Source organism: Synechococcus sp. BIOS-E4-1 (assembly GCF_014279995.1).
Taxonomy (GTDB): Bacteria; Cyanobacteriota; Cyanobacteriia; order PCC-6307; family Cyanobiaceae; genus Synechococcus_C.
This window is the reverse complement of the sequence record NZ_CP047935.1, coordinates 2233464-2246109: the sequence shown is the minus strand read 5'-3', so window position 1 is coordinate 2246109 and position 12646 is coordinate 2233464. Positions and strand designations below refer to the sequence as shown.

The window sequence follows — 12646 nt, the reverse complement described above, 5'->3', positions numbered from 1 at the left end:
ACAGATCTCTGAACATCCAGGTAAGCACTGGTCGGGCATGATCCATCGAGGTGTCTTGTCTGCAAGCAATTGGCGTTCTCTCTGATCCTCTGGTGACTTCTTGCCAGGAGGAAGCTTTGCCGACCTGACTTGATTAGCCCCCATCTGTCGTAGTGCGGATGAACTACAGCAGAGAGGAGTGACGAAGGAGTGGGATTTGATGGACTGGGTGGGAGCCTCGGAACTTGAAAGGAGCCGGATCTGTCTGACTTGCCAGTACTGGGGAACAAAGGCGGCCGGCAACTTCCGTCAGCAGCAGCGCCAGCAGGGTGATCACCTGAAGCGCCCGCTGCCGCCACTGGAGCCCCTTCCTGGCAGAACCGTGCCAGATGGAAGCTGCCTGGACCAGGGTGAGGCATTATGCGCGGACTTCATGCCAGTCCAATGCTCCGTCGCCTCTCCATTGGACTGCTGGTTTCTGCGGTTGCCATCGCTCCGCTCCCTTTGAAATCACAGGACGGCATGCCTGAGGATCGAGGCGATGCGATCAGCATCAACTTCAAGGATGTCGTCAGGTTCAACTGGGGTTTCCAAGGTGCATTGCAGGATGCTGGAGTGACAAATCGAATAGGTGCTGGTTTTTTCTATCCTTTCTATGTCAAACCCAATAAAGTCTGGTTTTTAGACAGTAGATTTGATCTGAATTTAGGCGATTATAATATTAACCCTGAATATCTTAGTTCCAGTATTAATGACGTGCAGGTTCAGGGGGTTTCAATATCAACATCAACTCGGCTCGGATATAGATGGATTGATCGTCATTTGAATCGTGGCTTTGGTGTTTCGGCTGGATACGACAGCAGACCTTTGATCGCTGGTTTTCCCATGGATGAATTCATCAAAGAAGCAACTGCTTTCCGAGGAGGACCGCAGACACAGTTTTTTCAACAGCTTGCACTAAGTGCAGTAACAGCAGGGGAGAAATCGAAAGTTTCAGCGTATGGTTTATTTCCAATTGGTGAATATGGAATTGGATCTAATAAGGTCGCAGCTATTTACGGCTTTTACGGAGCATCACCGCTCATGACGACTGGGATTGATGTCGAATATGAGGTGTTCCCCTCAATCAAGGTTTTAACAGGCTTTTACTATCAATCAAATGAATCAGAGCCGCCACTCTATGTTGACCCCGTCTCGGGTTTTGGGTTCAAGGCACAGCTTACTGGAGACGTCAACGATAATTCTAGTATTTATGCAAGAATGACACGCGACTTGAATTTTAAGACAAGGTATTCAGCAGGATTTATTGTTAGGTTTGGCACAGAGGGCGATCAAAGAAAGGGCAATAGCCTCGCAGAGTTTGTCAATTCTTCTCCTGATTATCGATATGTGAGAGTTAACTGCTCTGAAGCAAATCCAAGTCGTGCAGAAGATGAGCAGTGTGGCGATTAACTGTTCTGTGCATTGAAATCATTGATTACGCAAATAAGTTTATTAATCACTTGGCACGCACGGCGTTTGCATCTTTCACATGGTTTTAAAATTTTCAGGCATGTCTAACAGGTATAGGGTCCATTCAGCAGTGAGCGCACTAAAGCAGAGATAGATAAAAACCATATTGAAATTCAGGCGCGTTTTAAATTGGCGATTGCGGCCAATCAATACTCGGTCAGCGGCAGCGATCAGTTCAGGTTGGCCTGCATCGTTAACGTGATGCGGCACATCGGTCATGCGATTGTTGCCCATGAGCTGGCAGATCTCCCGTTCATTCAGGCTCATGCCATCACCCGGAGCCATCAACTCAGCGCACCGGTGGATGGCATCGACGCCAGCCGACCATTTGCATGTTTTTCCAGGCTTCCACGGCGTTATGCCGGAGCATGCGCCTCTGGCTCTGCGGGACCGGTGGATGGGGTCTCACCCAGCTGTAAGTACTCAGGATGACCCACTGGCCATGAGCAGTTGGGTTGTCATTGCTGAACCTCACCAGTAGCTGTTCATCACCATTTACCAGCCAACCTTCCCCTTCGGGCTTTGGTGGGGATTCGTGAGTGGCGCGATAACGATTCGGCATGTCTGCAGTCTGACGGTCATGAGGATTGATCCGGGACAGAGAAAGTCCTCAGGGGAGGTCGCCCTTGCGGTTAATCAGCAAACGGTCGGCCAGATCGAGTCTGCTCATCTCTTTGAGCAGCTGCGCGTAGTCAATCTCTGGTCTTGGCCGGGACTTGGTGGATGCCATTGGTGTTTCCGAGTGAACCTCACTCGGTCTATGCCCGTTCAATCACCTCTGGAAGGGGGCCAACCGTCCTCTGTCGTTCGGTTTCAGGACCTTTCCTGAAGTGGCCTACAAGGACAGAGTCGCTGGCTTGATGCACCCGAGCAAATGATCAGTATTTCGGACTGAATCGCTCCCGATGGGCTGTTCTCATTGCCTTGACAGATCAATTCGGCGTGTTGGATAAAACTGTGTCAACGCTCACTGCACTAAAGACCATTGCCCCGATTGAGGCTATAACACTGTCTGGTTTAAGTCTTTGACCAATGGCGGTGGAGCGACGAGATCTGAGTTTTGATGGTTCACATTTCTAACAACGATTGTCTCGATCGTGTTATGGGGGATTGGGATTCTCGAACTGAATCTCCTGAATACAAATGTTTTTGATATTTTTTCAATCATCTATTCGATCGCTGAGATCTTCCCGTAGATTTCTTTCTGTATTCGTAGGCTTCGTGATTCAGGAAGGAGTTGGCTATGGATCTTCATTAGCTTTATTTCCTTGATTGGTGGCCTGTGGTGTCTTTGTTTGATGCTTCAACCCAGTGTTTTGGCATGATCCAAGTTATGGGTTTAAATATGAAAAAAATAGATGCATTCTAAGGGTTTCCTTTTGGGCAAAGCGCAGTATGTCATTGCGTTTTGATCAACAACAAGATGTCTGCACTTGTTCGGAGTGCGTCAATTGACAGACTTTCTCAACTGGATCAGGACTCGATACCTTGTTGATATGCACTGCATGACCAACTTCATTGGCGTTTGGGGTCTAAGGAGGGCCTTTCCTCAAGCTGGGGAGGCTCACCTTCAAACTGTCGTAAGGCTTTGAAAAGTGCATTGAAGTAGGGGAAAATCCAGACCACGATTCCAAAAACTGTCCCCCAGGCGAGCCAGGTTCCTAGGAGGGCGGTAAAGCCCATTCCAGGGTTTCCCTCATAGAAATGATTGAGAGCCAGAGGCCAGCCAAAAGCTAGTAGTGCAATTTTAACCAGTGCACTTTTCTCTGATTTTTCCATTGCCTTTAAGCAGCTGCTCATCTTTCTAGCATTGATAGATATCAAGAGCAGCCGGGTTGTCGTCGCTGATACCAAGGACTTCTCTTTTTCCTAACATCTTCCAATGGCTTTCAGCATTGTTATGATTGGGTATAAATCATCCCTCAATTCCCATCTAAGGTTGATGCGAATAGGAGTAGCCAGGCTGGACAATGATGGCTCCGAGAGTTTAGGCGCATTGAGCTGCTAGGTTTCTGATAAATATTAATCCGCGCTTGTTTGCATTGATTTTCTTCTTTGTAGCCCTGATCGCTCATTGCTCTAAAGATTAAATATTTTCCTACAGTCTCGTAAAGTGATGACGCACTGTACATTTTTTGAATGCGTGTCAAAGATCCGATAGGTTTTTCCTGTGGCCATGCATTTTGTGCGAGCACTAACAAATGCTTTGAATTCCGTTTTATATTGGATCTCTGGAATCCATACTTCTTGCTCGGAAGATGCATCCTTCAATCGCTCGATGGTATACATGAAATTATCGCTAGATCATTCATTTTTACAATGAACGAAGCAAATGGGTGAAATTCACAGCTTCTTGTTGGGATCATCGATTTGATAGGCCATGCAGTGCGGGCTAGCTCCGGGAAAGATGTCAGCAAAAGTTTGATGAGCTGCTGCTGGCATTGGAATCCTTATTGATCTGGTCTGAATACATGCTTCGTGTCACCGCCAGCTTGGTAGAGAGCCAGTCGTGATCAAGTGCAGCTTGATCACCCTGTCTAGCTGTTGTCGTGAAGCGATCCTGGACGGCTGTGGTGTACGGCGTGTCGAGGATCATGAGCCGCAAGCACATGTCATGGGCATTTCATGGCAGGTGCTTGCGGTTTGGTCGAGCCATTCACTCTGGTGAGTTTGTGCGGAGCACTGTTTGCTTGTTCGACTGGAGATGAGTGCTTCCCCTGAGATTTCAGTTGGCGCCGTCTTCTTGAGACGGCCTACCCATCTGCATTGACTACAAGCCTTGTGATTGGCGGATTGCCCATGCACTTGCAGCTTGCTGTTGCTGCCATGCCATCAATAGATCTTTGGCAATCGAACGAAGTTGCTGTACATCTTTTGAGCTGTCGATCTCCCTGGAGAATTTTTCAATTTCAAACTTTTGGCCCAGAGTCAAAGCAATTGGTTCCATAACAGCTTTTGGCTTGGCGCACAGAAGTTAACCCAGATGTTCCTGGGGAGCAAATCTCAAACGTAGTCGTTGCAACCATTTCAGCAGATCGATGCTCGAGTGAATACATTGTGTTGATTACAAAGCGTTGCCTGAATGAGCTAATCATTGCCATTCGATCTGCTGACTCGCTTAAAAAGGATTACCCCATCTGACTTCGATGCATTATTCCTGGCAGAAACATCTTGAACTTTCCAGGGTTGTATCGAATGCTGCAGACAAAGATAGTGGCATTGGTCTCGCTCTTATGGGAATTGCGCTCACGATTCTTGCTAAGGATCTCTTGATGTACGAGATGCGGTCGTCAGTAAGCAGTACTTGGCGGGAAATCGGCCTCAGTTAAACGTCAATGCAGTCTCATTTGTGGAGTGTTGTCCATGACGTCTGGTATTGAGGCTCCGGCTTGAACAGCAAAGATCAGTTTCTGGATCAATCAGGCCATGCTTGTAGTCATTGTTGTCTTGAGTAGATAGTAGTCAGTTATATCGATCAGTTCGCAAGCCTTTGGCCCTCAGCGGCTGGCTCCGTCAGACCTGATAGCCAAGACTAACGGACCTGATTTTCTCCTCACTTCTGCGACCAGATGTTGAGCTCCTGCACACCAGCTGATGTTCAGTTATACGACCAAAGTAGCGGGATCGATGGATGTCAATGAATGTTTCGCTGTTTCAGCGAGTGGAGATGAAGTGTGGCTTCAACGTTAATAAAGCTGAGGGTTCTCAGTCTAAGCGCAGGGGATTTTTAAATTCTCGCTGCGTAAGTCAGTGCTCAGTAATGCTTAGAAATCCCAGGATGAAAACCGAAATGATCATCTAGATAAATGATATCTTATAAGGAACTCTCATCTATCCTGAATGATGAGATGAGACGACCTGGCAAAAAGAACTATTGCTTACGCGAAACTATGTATAGCTTCTTTTGTGTGACAACTGATTGTCTTGTATAGAATAAAGTTGCTTAATGGAAACTGATGAAAAACAGACATTCCTGGCACTTCTGGTTGTGGATCTCAGCCTCCTTTGGTCTTGGCGCCATCTCGATACTTGTTTTTGCTGTGTTGGCTTACTTCGGTGCAGGCGCATTTAATACCGAGAATCGGTTGGCAAAGCGAGTCAACATCGCTCAGGCTGAACTTATTCAGCGGCGGCAGCAGGAGATGACCGAACTTCTGGAACGTAAGCGAAGATCGGCAGAGAACTTGGTTGATCGAATGTACAACAGATATTTAGATAATCCAAATGCAACGATGGATTTTTTGGTGATATCTGGAGGGGGAGAAAACGGAGCCTTCGGATCAGGGTTCCTTGTTGGCTGGTCAAAAGTTACGGATAAACCTGGATTAATGCCGGGATTTGATGGTGTGACCGGAGTTAGTGCTGGTTCTCTTATTGCACCCTTTGCTTATATTGGTACAAAAGAAAGTCTTGAAAATATTAATCATTTTTTCGGAACACTACGGAGGACTTTGTTGTCTTAAGAAAGCCGATTTACTTATTGCCAAGCAACATGAGTTTGGCGCGAGTTCCAGGCTTGGAAAGGGCGGTCAGCGAAGCATTTGACCAATCAACCGCTCAGCAAATTGTCGACAAAACCAGCCCAGGTCGGCTCCTGCTCATTCAGTCAACAAACTTAGACTTGGCATTTCCAGCTGTTTTTAATTTTGTAACAGCGGCTAAGAAGTCTTTGGCTGAAAACAACATGGAGTCAATGACTGATATTGTTCTGGCTTCAGCCGCCATCCCAGGGATGTTTCCCCCTCGCGAAATGAACGGCTTTCTATATGTGGATGGAGGAGTGGAAGGTAATTTTTATTATGGAGGTCATCCCTCAAAACCTGTGAATACTTTTGGCGGTATTTGGAAACGAAAGCATCCTGATATTCCAATTCCTAAGACCCGTTACTGGGTGATCATCAACGGTAACCTTAGGGAGTCGCCTAAAACCAGTGAAACTGGATGGGCAAGTATTGCTTCGCGAAGTCTTGAAGTTTCTGTTGGCTCAGACCAGGTTGTAGCGCTGAGACAACTTTACTCAATTGCAGATCTCACCCAACTTTGTGGTCTTGGTCAAGTCGAGGTGCGTTGGATAGCGATCAATGAACCCCTTAAAGATGGTGTTTTCCCGAAAATATTTGACAATAAGGAGATGCAGCGATTGTCTGATCTAGGGGAACGCTTGGGTCGCGATCCGAATTCCTGGAACTTAAGCTCACCTTGACGTCTTGACAATGCGATCATTTTTTTTTGTGATGATTTTAAGTGCTATGAGCGGACTCCTCTCGTTCAACAATCGTATGAGCAATAAGCTGCTGATGAATCCCTAAAACGGTAGGAATCGTTACGACATGGCCAGCTTCGCCAGTGCCATGACAAAAATGTCATCGCTAGATCTCAATGGACTCCCAAACCCTTCTTGCAAGAACTGCCAGGGGAACTGCACTGCACAAATACAATGATGGTTTTTTGGTTTGTGATCCTGACGGGCAATGCAATTTTTGTGTTGATTTATACAGGGCTGAAGAGTTGGTTCGTGAATTAGATGATGGATTTGATTATCCATATTCTTCGGGTTTTCATGAGATCATGCATTAAGAGCAGCAAACTGGTTGACCCAGTGATTTGGGCTATGTCAAGGCGAGGGTTCGCCAGGATCTGAGTTTCTGGCGGCTCTCATTTTGGTAAAAAACAAAGACCTCCTGGTCAATTGAGTTCTGGTGCATTCCCGAACAGCCGCTGTTGAAAGACCAGGCTCTCCCTTTTTCTCCTGGGCCGATATCATCAGGTAATACAGCGTGGTAGGTGAGATTCGCTATAAAATCTCTCGATTCCAGTAAGCTGTTGCTGATTCAAGATTCGTCCGATTGCCATTCTTCCAACTTAAAATAAGACAAACAAAAGCTGTCGCTGACTCGCGGCGATCACCTTCCTTAGGGGACAGGTAGTCGTTATGTGGTGTATTGATTAATCCAAAGCTTGTATAAATCATTTGCTTTCATATCCTTGTTGTCGTGGCTTAGCTAGCAGTTCATTGATAAGCCTGTTGCAATGTCCGCCATCACACGAATTCCACGCTCTCAGCGGGCTTGCTGGCACGCTGTCAATTAATCTAAAATCTGCGATTAAACAGTCTTGTCATGATCGAACATAAGTCATCAATTGATCTGCTTCTCAGTGCAATTCAATTAATAATCTTTTGTTGATAGGTAGAATGCAGCGAATAGGATCGCAAGCAGGACAAGAGGTTCCATAGAGCTTTGTCTGAACTTGTTTATGGTGCAGCCGCATTGATTTTTAATCCGTCACCGATGAGACTTTTTACACATGATCCAGAATGAAAGCAAAGCAAAAGGCCGGATTTCTCCGGCCTTCATCACTCTATTGACAAGAACGACTCTCGTTGACCTCTGTCTTGGATCAGGTCGATGGGTTAGTGCTCAGCCATCGGACAAGCTGGTTCTTGTTGTTGGCTCGTTAGAGGTATTGATAGGAGCTGGTCTCAACCTTTGAAACGCAACAGGAAGATCTTTGAATACGTAGAAATTCTGCTTTGTCCATGATGGAGAGCGTTTGCTTATTCAGCATTGGCCGCCGCTTGGACCCCTGGCCACATTGCTGCAAACTCAGAGTCAGAGACAACCGGTGTTATCTCAAATTTGATACCGAAGCCTTTGATCCAAGGGGAGAGATGAGCCCAGACTTTGCCAATATCGCTTGCCACAGCAATGGCCATTCCTCTGCCAGCAATGGGATCACATACGCGATACTTCAGTTCAAAGCCTTCAAATTTGTCGCCTGGACCACCTGCATTGATGTATTCGGCAAAAGGAGGGCAAGCTTCCCAGGAGCCTGCAACGGTCGGGAAGTTCCAGACAATCAGATAGTGCTGCACGAGGTTCTGTTAAAGGCAGTCCTTCGTAGCAGAAACCATCATCATACAGAGTTGCGGTTGATTCATTCTTGTGTGATCCGCATCAGGCTATTGACATTCGCGCAACCCTCAAGGTCAGGTTTAACACTTTAAATCTCATCTATTGACTTAATCTGCTTGGCATGAGATCATTGATTGTTAAATGTTTATCTTGACACGGTGATTGCTCTTTGGATGGGTCGGTGAAAAATTAAACGCTTGCATTGTTGTTTTATTGCCATTCTTGCTTTCTGGATATTGAGTATTGGATCCATTCAAGTGTAAACTGAATAGCTACGGCTGCTATTCCCAGGATCAAAATGATGTCAATATTTTGTTTTGCAAGGCTTGCTGTCGCAGACGAGAAAATGATGAAGCCTAATGCACCTATTGATGTGGCAGTCGACCACGATCGACGTTGATCGTCTTCGTTGCAGAGTTGTCCAAGTCGATCAAATGTGAGTGTACCTGTCATCATGTCCCAGACTCCGATCAGGAAAATGGAGGCGGAGAGTATGAAGACATTCTCTGAAGCTCCGAAAAGGATGACTCCCAGCAGCCCAATAATTGAGATCAAAGCCAGGAATAGTCTTGTTGTTAATTTTGAGGGGGCTATTGACGGAATTAATCCGCCAATGATTAAGCCGATTCCGAATAGACTGTCTACACTGCTTGACATCATGGGTGTCAGGCCGACTTGCTTGATCGCCACCAATGGCTCATAAAGAATTGCAGGTACCTGGCCAACCTGCATCATTGCAAAGCCCAGGATGATCACCAGAATGAGTGGTTTTGATCCCATTTTGCTGATCTTTTTTTGCTCGTTTTGGCTTAATTCTGAACTGGTTGCACTAACAGATGCTGGCTGTCTTCTGTTTCTTGTAACCAGCTTAAATGTTGGCAGACTGAGAATAATCGTTAATATGGCAAGAACATTCCAGGATGAGGGCGCAGATGTTGGAGAAAATAAGCCGATTGCAATAGCTCCTAGTAATGATCCGACACCACCTCCACACATGATCAGGCCCGTCGACTTTCTTCTCCACTGATCTGGGACACGCTCCAATGCCAGCGTTGGAAGACCAGAGACAACATGGGCAGCGCCCCAGCCGCAAGTCAGTCTGAGGATAGATTGACTGGTGAAATTAATCAATCTTCCTTCCAGAATAATTGAAGCGATAATTGTAATTATCGCTGTTAATACATATCTGATTGATGCTTCCCGACTTTTTACATACGACTGTTGAATGCATCCTGCCAGATAGCCGAACATATTGATGGCTGCAAGCTTGCCGATGTCTTCGACAGTGATCCATTTTGCGTCTGCCATCAGACTTCCAATGATGCCAAAGTCAAATCGAACCAGACCAAGCGCGATTGCAATTCCGAAGCATCCTCCAAGCAGATCAAACCACCAATGCTCCCAATTGAGTTTCATTTGTTGATGCTCGTAGTTGCACTGATGTGAATCCTGAATCATTCATTGCTGCTGATCAGAATCCCAAGCCTGATTTGTTTGACTTGGTTTGTGAATGTCAACAGCAGCTGCTGTATTGGCGACTCTTTGTGCAGCAATTTTTGATTTTGTGCAGCAAAGAGGTTCATGTTCGATTCGCTTTGTCCACCTTCGCCTCATGAGACTGATTGATGTGGTGTGTCATCAGCTGGAAGCAGGATCGGATCCAGTGTTTGAAGCCTGATTCATTGATGTTTTGTCTCTGGTGTCGGTTAGGTGTAAGCCCGTGCTGTCTTGAAGTTGGCGCAGTAAGGTGGCGATCGAGAGGTTCATTTGTCCATCACGCTCTCCTATCAAGGAAACCTCTTCCACTTCGATGGGCTGGACCGTATCGCTCAGCATCGTGAGTAGTGGCTCCAGCTTCTGCAACAGGAACAGACGTTTGGCATCAGAGCCGGACCGTTTGAGTGAGGTCACGAGTTCCTGAAGGCCCTCTGCTTGCGATCTCCCCTGCTCAATAATGGAAGCTGCTGAACCCTTTGCATCCGCCATCATTGTTTCGCATTCGGATTCTGCTGGTGCAATCACATCGGCTTCGAGCTGCTGCATCACCTGCTTGATCCGTTCTTCTTGGACGGGTAATTCAGCTTCAGCGCGAGCTAGTTCAGCGCCCACCTTTGCATCGACCTCGGCTACCAGAGCATCTCGGCGAGTGAGTGCATCCTTGATGCGCTTCTGAGCATTAGCAGTCGCTACAGCGAGCTCTTTGTCGAGGCGACGCAGCGAAGTGATGCGTTCATTCTCAGCTTGCTTCACCGCTGATTGAGAGGTGGCTTCCGCTTCTGCGATCCGAGAGTCCCGCTTCAGCTCGACCAGTTGTTTGCGACCGATTGAATCCAGGTAGCGCACATCATCTGAGATGTTCTGGATCTGGAGAGTGTCGAGGACCAGTCCTAGCTTCTGGAGATCATCCTCCGCCTCCTCCAATAAGGTTCTGGCAAATGTGATCTTGTCTTCATTGAGTTGTTCCGGAGTCAGGCTTGCCATCACACCTCGCAGATTCCCTTCCAGTGTTTCTTTGGCAATGTGACGAATTTCATCCTGAGTTTTGCCAATCAGGCGTTCGATCGCGTTGTGGATTCCAGGTTCATCACCCGAAATCTTGATGTTGGCGACTCCGGCGACATTTAATGGGATGCCTCCTTTGGAGTAGGCGTTCTCCACGCGCAACTCGATGATCATGTTGCTGAGGTCGAGTCGCATCACCTCTTCCAGAACGGGGATGCGTAGAGCACTGCCTCCCCTCACGGTGCGATAGCCCACTTTGCGCCCATCTCCGGTTGTTTTGCCCAAGCCAGCAAAAATCAGTACTTCGCTGGGCTGACAGATGTAATAGAGCTGACGCAAAAGCACGACAAACGCCCAAACTCCTGCGGCTCCAGTGAGACCAACTGCAAAAAACATCACTTCACTCCAGTTGAGGACAAGGTTCCAATCAGATCAACGCCAAGGATCTCCTTGACCTGCTCGAAGAATTGACGAACCACTTTGTGGTTCAAGGCCACCAGGCTGGCCAGGCTCGACGCGTCATTGCCATCGAGCGCCGTGATGCGTTTGAGCTGCAACTGGGCGGGCAGTCGTGTTGCTTGCTGAAGCACCATCTCAATCTGTTGCAGCAGGAAGACAAGCTCAGCTGTGTTGCCGGCGTCTTCCCAGACCTGAGTGAGCATGTCGTTGACCAGGGCGCTGGCTTTGACATCCTCTGCAGTGGCAGCCGCCTGACCACGAGCCCGCAGCTCCTGTGCTTTTTGCTGAGCCTTCGATGGAAGAACTGCTTCAGCTTTCAGACGCAGACGCTCCAGCTCAGCGCGCACCTTCTGTAGTTGTTGCTCAGCACGAGCTCTGGCCTCCAATTCGGCGGCTTCAGTCCGCTCCTCCTCCGAGCGGGCCTGTTTCTCCATCTTGGCGACTTTGGTGCGAACGTCGTTGTCTTTTTCAAGCACCACAGTGTCAGCTTCTGTACGGACCACCTCAGCCACCTCCTCCATCTCGGCTTCAATCCGTTCGGCTTGACCGATGGCTTCTGCTTCAGCGATTTCAGCGTCTCGCACGATCTGGGCTACTCGCCTTCGGCTGATCGAATTGAGATAGTCGACATCGTCGTAGACACTCTGAATCTTCAGGGTGTCGAGCTGCAGCCCCAGCCTGCGCAGATCCTCGCCGACTTCATCGGCGATCTGCTCAGCAAAACGCAGGCGGTCTTCATTGACCTGCTCAGGGGTCAGCTGCGCCAGAACACTGCGAAGGTTGCCCTCCAGGTTTTCCTTGGCGACCTGCACGATCTCCTTGTTATCACGGCCCAGAAACCGTTCGATCGCGTTGTTGCGGACCTCCGGGTCAGTGCTGACTTTGACATTGGCGATCGCCTGAATATTGAGAGGAGTACCGCCCTTGGAATAGGCGTTATTCACCTCCACCAGTACTGGCAGCAAGGTGACGTCCATGCGACGTGCTGTTTCAAGAATCGGTTTCACAAAGGTGCAGCCGCCATTGGCTACGACGCGGTAGCCCTTGACCCCCTGATTGCCCTGATTGGATTTGGAGCCGGTCACTACCAGCATTTCATTGGGCCTGCAGATGCGGATCATCCAGCGGCTGATCAGGGTGAGTGCGACGATCACCACAAAAACGCTGGAACCGATCGTTACCACTGCCGCGGCAGGGTTACTGCTGGGTTGTCGTTGGGCAAGAACCGGCACCGGTTCGATTGCCAGGCTGTTGTGCATGCCTGGGAAGGCGACTGACCT

General features: G+C 48.1%; 13 protein-coding genes. 5 read left to right on the top strand and 8 right to left on the bottom strand.

Annotated features, from left to right (window positions below; genetic code table 11):
- Positions 1-423 precede the first annotated feature (423 nt).
- Complete coding sequence (locus SynBIOSE41_RS12125; RefSeq protein WP_186538092.1) at positions 424-1431, top strand: carbamoyl-phosphate synthase subunit L; 1008 nt, start codon at positions 424-426, stop codon at positions 1429-1431.
- A gap of 75 nt (positions 1432-1506) precedes the next feature.
- Here the strand turns inward: SynBIOSE41_RS12125 and SynBIOSE41_RS12120 are convergent, their stop codons facing one another.
- On the bottom strand, positions 1507-1776 hold the full coding sequence (locus SynBIOSE41_RS12120; RefSeq protein WP_186538091.1) for a hypothetical protein: 270 nt from the start codon (positions 1774-1776) through the stop codon (positions 1507-1509).
- Positions 1777-1780: 4 nt separating this feature from the next.
- Positions 1781-2053 (bottom strand): DUF1651 domain-containing protein, encoded by a 273-nt coding sequence (locus SynBIOSE41_RS12115; RefSeq protein ID WP_186538090.1) that lies wholly within the window; start codon positions 2051-2053, stop codon positions 1781-1783.
- 634 nt (positions 2054-2687) lie between these two features.
- On the opposite strand from SynBIOSE41_RS12115, the gene SynBIOSE41_RS18415 reads away from it, so the two are divergent.
- Positions 2688-2816 carry a DUF805 domain-containing protein gene (locus tag SynBIOSE41_RS18415; RefSeq protein WP_370594239.1) on the top strand — a complete coding sequence of 43 codons (129 nt, stop codon included), beginning with the start codon at positions 2688-2690 and terminating at the stop codon, positions 2814-2816.
- A gap of 190 nt (positions 2817-3006) precedes the next feature.
- On the opposite strand, the gene SynBIOSE41_RS12110 is transcribed toward SynBIOSE41_RS18415, so the two are convergent.
- Both SynBIOSE41_RS12110 and SynBIOSE41_RS12105 read right to left on the bottom strand, forming a co-directional pair.
- Positions 3007-3270, bottom strand: coding sequence for a hypothetical protein (locus SynBIOSE41_RS12110; RefSeq protein ID WP_186538089.1), 264 nt, complete (start codon positions 3268-3270; stop codon positions 3007-3009).
- Positions 3271-4261: 991 nt separating this feature from the next.
- On the bottom strand, positions 4262-4438 hold the full coding sequence (locus SynBIOSE41_RS12105; RefSeq protein ID WP_186538088.1) for a hypothetical protein: 177 nt from the start codon (positions 4436-4438) through the stop codon (positions 4262-4264).
- Between the two features lie 1009 nt (positions 4439-5447).
- On the opposite strand from SynBIOSE41_RS12105, the gene SynBIOSE41_RS17850 reads away from it, so the two are divergent.
- The 3 genes from SynBIOSE41_RS17850 to SynBIOSE41_RS12090 all read left to right on the top strand — a co-directional run bounded on the left by SynBIOSE41_RS17850 (position 5448) and on the right by SynBIOSE41_RS12090 (position 7068).
- A complete protein-coding gene (locus SynBIOSE41_RS17850) occupies positions 5448-5954 on the top strand; it encodes a patatin-like phospholipase family protein (protein WP_222930541.1) in 507 nt (168 codons plus the stop codon).
- A 53-nt stretch (positions 5955-6007) separates the two neighbouring features.
- Positions 6008-6694 carry a patatin-like phospholipase family protein gene (locus SynBIOSE41_RS12095; protein WP_222930540.1) on the top strand — a complete coding sequence of 229 codons (687 nt, stop codon included), beginning with the start codon at positions 6008-6010 and terminating at the stop codon, positions 6692-6694.
- 176 nt (positions 6695-6870) lie between these two features.
- The gene (locus SynBIOSE41_RS12090; protein WP_186538086.1) at positions 6871-7068 is read left to right on the top strand and encodes a hypothetical protein; all 198 of its coding nucleotides are present in this window, start codon (positions 6871-6873) and stop codon (positions 7066-7068) included.
- A gap of 979 nt (positions 7069-8047) precedes the next feature.
- Here the strand turns inward: SynBIOSE41_RS12090 and SynBIOSE41_RS12085 are convergent.
- The 4 genes from SynBIOSE41_RS12085 to SynBIOSE41_RS12070 all read right to left on the bottom strand — a co-directional run bounded on the left by SynBIOSE41_RS12085 (position 8048) and on the right by SynBIOSE41_RS12070 (position 12625).
- Positions 8048-8365, bottom strand: a complete 318-nt coding sequence (locus SynBIOSE41_RS12085; protein WP_186538085.1) for a DUF3303 domain-containing protein — start codon at positions 8363-8365, stop codon at positions 8048-8050.
- 250 nt (positions 8366-8615) lie between these two features.
- A complete protein-coding gene (locus SynBIOSE41_RS12080) occupies positions 8616-9863 on the bottom strand; it encodes an MFS transporter (protein WP_186538084.1) in 1248 nt (415 codons plus the stop codon).
- Between the two features lie 180 nt (positions 9864-10043).
- The gene (locus SynBIOSE41_RS12075) at positions 10044-11303 is read right to left on the bottom strand and encodes a flotillin family protein (protein ID WP_186538083.1); all 1260 of its coding nucleotides are present in this window, start codon (positions 11301-11303) and stop codon (positions 10044-10046) included.
- Positions 11303-12625, bottom strand: a complete 1323-nt coding sequence (locus tag SynBIOSE41_RS12070) for a flotillin family protein (protein ID WP_186538082.1) — start codon at positions 12623-12625, stop codon at positions 11303-11305. Before SynBIOSE41_RS12070 ends, SynBIOSE41_RS12075 begins: the two co-directional genes overlap by 1 nt.
- Positions 12626-12646: the final 21 nt, after the last annotated feature.

Bases quoted from the DNA above. Each gene is read 5' to 3' on its own strand.
- SynBIOSE41_RS12125 (WP_186538092.1), top strand. From the start codon at position 424: ATGCTCCGTCGCCTCTCCATTGGACTGCTGGTTTCTGCGGTTGCCATC.
- SynBIOSE41_RS12120 (WP_186538091.1), bottom strand. From the start codon at position 1,776: ATGGCTCCGGGTGATGGCATGAGCCTGAATGAACGGGAGATCTGCCAG.
- SynBIOSE41_RS12115 (WP_186538090.1), bottom strand. From the start codon at position 2,053: ATGCCGAATCGTTATCGCGCCACTCACGAATCCCCACCAAAGCCCGAA.
- SynBIOSE41_RS12110 (WP_186538089.1), bottom strand. From the start codon at position 3,270: ATGGAAAAATCAGAGAAAAGTGCACTGGTTAAAATTGCACTACTAGCT.
- SynBIOSE41_RS12105 (WP_186538088.1), bottom strand. From the start codon at position 4,438: ATGGAACCAATTGCTTTGACTCTGGGCCAAAAGTTTGAAATTGAAAAA.
- SynBIOSE41_RS17850 (WP_222930541.1), top strand. From the start codon at position 5,448: ATGAAAAACAGACATTCCTGGCACTTCTGGTTGTGGATCTCAGCCTCC.
- SynBIOSE41_RS12090 (WP_186538086.1), top strand. From the start codon at position 6,871: ATGGACTCCCAAACCCTTCTTGCAAGAACTGCCAGGGGAACTGCACTG.
- SynBIOSE41_RS12080 (WP_186538084.1), bottom strand. From the start codon at position 9,863: ATGATTCAGGATTCACATCAGTGCAACTACGAGCATCAACAAATGAAA.
- SynBIOSE41_RS12075 (WP_186538083.1), bottom strand. From the start codon at position 11,303: ATGTTTTTTGCAGTTGGTCTCACTGGAGCCGCAGGAGTTTGGGCGTTT.
- SynBIOSE41_RS12070 (WP_186538082.1), bottom strand. From the start codon at position 12,625: ATGCACAACAGCCTGGCAATCGAACCGGTGCCGGTTCTTGCCCAACGA.